Raw genomic sequence first — 2739 nt, forward strand, 5'->3', positions numbered from 1 at the left:
GTCATCGGCACGTCGGCCGCGTAGGCGGCGCCGCGCATCAATGTGCCGCCGAAGGCCGCGGCCGACGTGCCGATGACTGCTCCGCGCAGGAAGATACGACGTTCCACTCTCACTCCTGAGGGTGTGTGTGCCCGCCACCGGTCGGCGACGGGGCCGCGCTCAGGGACCCTAGAGAGGAGAGGTGGATTGTCCATAGACGATCGATGACGAGGGCGTGAGACGCCACACAACGGCTGAAAGTCATCGCCTGCTGCCACGGCCGTAGTTGGCTCACCGAGGAGTCACTGGGCACCCGCCAGGCCCTTCGCACGGCCGTTGCCGTCGTATGCCGCGCCGCCGATGTCGTTCCTCAGGATGTAGGGGTCGTCCGCGCTCGGGTGGCGCGGACTGGCCTTGGCCCATTCGTCGGCGAGCGCCGCCAGCTGCCGCTCCCGCACCGTGAAGGTCTTGTTGTTGTCGTCGCTGAGCTTGTCGTGGATCCGTTCCTGTTCTTCCTGTTGCCAGGCGTACGCGACCACGTCGACCCCGCGCTGGGCGATGTCTCCGACGGCGGGGAGGAAACCGACCGTTCCGCCGACGAGGTGGTAGCCCCATTTGGCCTTCCACGAGGGGTCTTCCTTGTCGGTCTCCAGGGCCAGATAGCGGGCCGCTTCCAGGAATCCGACCGTGTGCCCGGCCCGCAGCAGCGTCTCCCGTGGATCGCCGGTGCCGACGGCGTGGATGTCGCGGACCATTTCCTGGTTGAGGCCCTCGTTGAGGATGCCGTACGCGTCCTGGTTCCGGGATATCTGCTTGCTCACCTCCAGCAGCTCCTCGCGGTCGAGGGGGCTGGACTCCGGGTCGAGGGCGCTGGTGGCGCGGTGCACCTCGTCGCCGTGGTTGGCGAGGACCTTGGCCACATCGTCGCGCAGCTCGGGCGGGAAGTCGTCTCCCGTCTGTGCGAGATAGCCGAGCGAGCGCTCCAGCACCTGCCGGTGGTCGGCGGTGTGTTCCACGAAGCGCGCGTGCTTGTCGTCCGGGTACAGGCCCGTGGCCGCGGCGAAGAGCGCCGCGCCCGTGGCGTCCCGGCTCGCGACGGGGCTCTCGGGCAGGCCGTCCGGGAAGGAGGGGCGGTCCTTGAGGAGGTACTGGGAGTTGTCCTGTGGTGCGGTGGCGCCGAAGAACTCGGTGGCGGCGTACGGGTTGTGGCTGAGCGCCTTCAGGAAGCCGGTCATCGGATCGCGGCCGAAGTCGTTGTCGGCGCCGAAGTTGAGGTGGTTGTTCTGGACGAGCGGCCCGTTCCAGAAGCTCCACGGCAGCTTCATGGCCTGGTCCGTCTTGACCAGGGCGGTTCCGTAGTCGTTCAGGAACCGCTTGTCGTACACGCCGTCGCGCATCAGATTGCTCATGACCTGGAAGCCGTAGGCCTGCTGATGATCGGGCAGGTCGAGCACCTGCGGGCCGAGGGCGATGACCTCGCTCTTCCAGGCGCGCATCCGCGGGCTGTCGCCGTGCGACGCCTGGGCCAGGACCAGGCCGAGGTGTTCCTGTATCTCGCCGAGCTCCTTGATGCGCGCGTCGCTGGGGCGCGGGGACTGGCGCGGGTCGGTGATGCCCGCGTAGAAGGTGAACGTGCCCCTGGCGCCGAGGCCGGTGGTGAAGCGCTCGGCGAAGACAGGATCGTCCCTGTTGTCCGCGAACAGTGCGTCGAGCCGTGCCAGCTGTACGTCGGTGAGTGAGGAGCCCTTGGCGGCCAGTTCGAGGGCGGCGTCGGCGTCCTTGGTAGCCCGCTCGCGGTCCTGCCGCCGGTAGTCGTCGAGGGAGGTGTAGCGGTCGCTGCCGAAGTCGTACGGGTGCCCGGCGAGGATGTCGTCGAGCGCCCGTGCGACCGTCTCGTCGGCCTCGGTCGCCTGGTCGACGGCGTGTTTGATCCGCTCCCGTACGGCGTCCAGGGTCTCGGCGGACGGGCCGGGGTCGGTGTTGCCCTTGCCGCGCCGGTCGGGGTGCAGGGAGCGGGCGACGACGCCGTCGGGCCAGATGGTCACCCCGGTGGGGGGATGGTCCGCGATCTGCCGCAGTGCGTCCTTGGCGGCGGTGAAGGCGGCCAGCGCGTCGCGCAGGATGTTGCGGATGCTGGTGGCCTGAGTGAGTGCGTCCTGGAACTCCTTGGCGGTCTTGTCGACGAACGGCCTGGTCACATCGGCGTTCGCGCCTTCCCAACGGGCCGTGTCCGACCGGGCCTTCAGCCCGTTCCGGGCCTCCGCGGCCAGCTTCTCCAGCTTGGTGATCATGGCCGACCAGTCGTCGATGGCATCGTTGAGCCTGCTCAGACGCGCGTGCAGGACGTGCTCGAACGTCAGCTGGGTCATCCCCGTGTCCCTCGTGTTCTCGTTGTTCTCTTGTTCTGGCTGCTCTATCGGTAGTACTCGGCGATCCGGGACGGGATCAGCAGCCGCTTGTGGGCATCGTGCAGCCCGGTCGCGATCGTGGCGTCCTCGTCGCCGTAGCGCTTGGTGGAGTAGTCCAGGTGGTTGGAGATACGCGCACACGCCTCCAGCAGCGTGTCCACCTGCGACTGCCAGGTGTCCGCGACCTTGGTGAGCGCGGCGCCGGTCGCGAAGTGGTCCGTGGTGAGGTCGGTTCCCGCGGCCTTGCTGGTGGCCTTCGCATGCCCGCCGGCGGCGCGCAGCCCGCCGTGCAGCTCGTACGCGGCGTGGCCCACCCTTCCCAAGTCGTCCCGCTTGACTACCAGAGCGCCCC

2 protein-coding genes are annotated in these 2739 nt (G+C 68.6%); both read right to left on the reverse strand.

The window, feature by feature from the left end:
* Positions 1-281: 281 nt before the first annotated feature.
* Positions 282-2348 (reverse strand): DUF6571 family protein, encoded by a 2067-nt coding sequence (locus CCN51_RS51205; protein WP_014172901.1) that lies wholly within the window; start codon positions 2346-2348, stop codon positions 282-284.
* Positions 2349-2392: 44 nt separating this feature from the next.
* Positions 2393-2739 (reverse strand): hypothetical protein (locus CCN51_RS55545; protein ID WP_158104793.1); only part of this gene is annotated, 347 nt, incomplete at its 5' end.

It is taken from the genome of Streptomyces milbemycinicus, assembly GCF_002154605.1.
GTDB classification, from domain to species: Bacteria; Actinomycetota; Actinomycetes; order Streptomycetales; family Streptomycetaceae; genus Streptomyces; species Streptomyces milbemycinicus.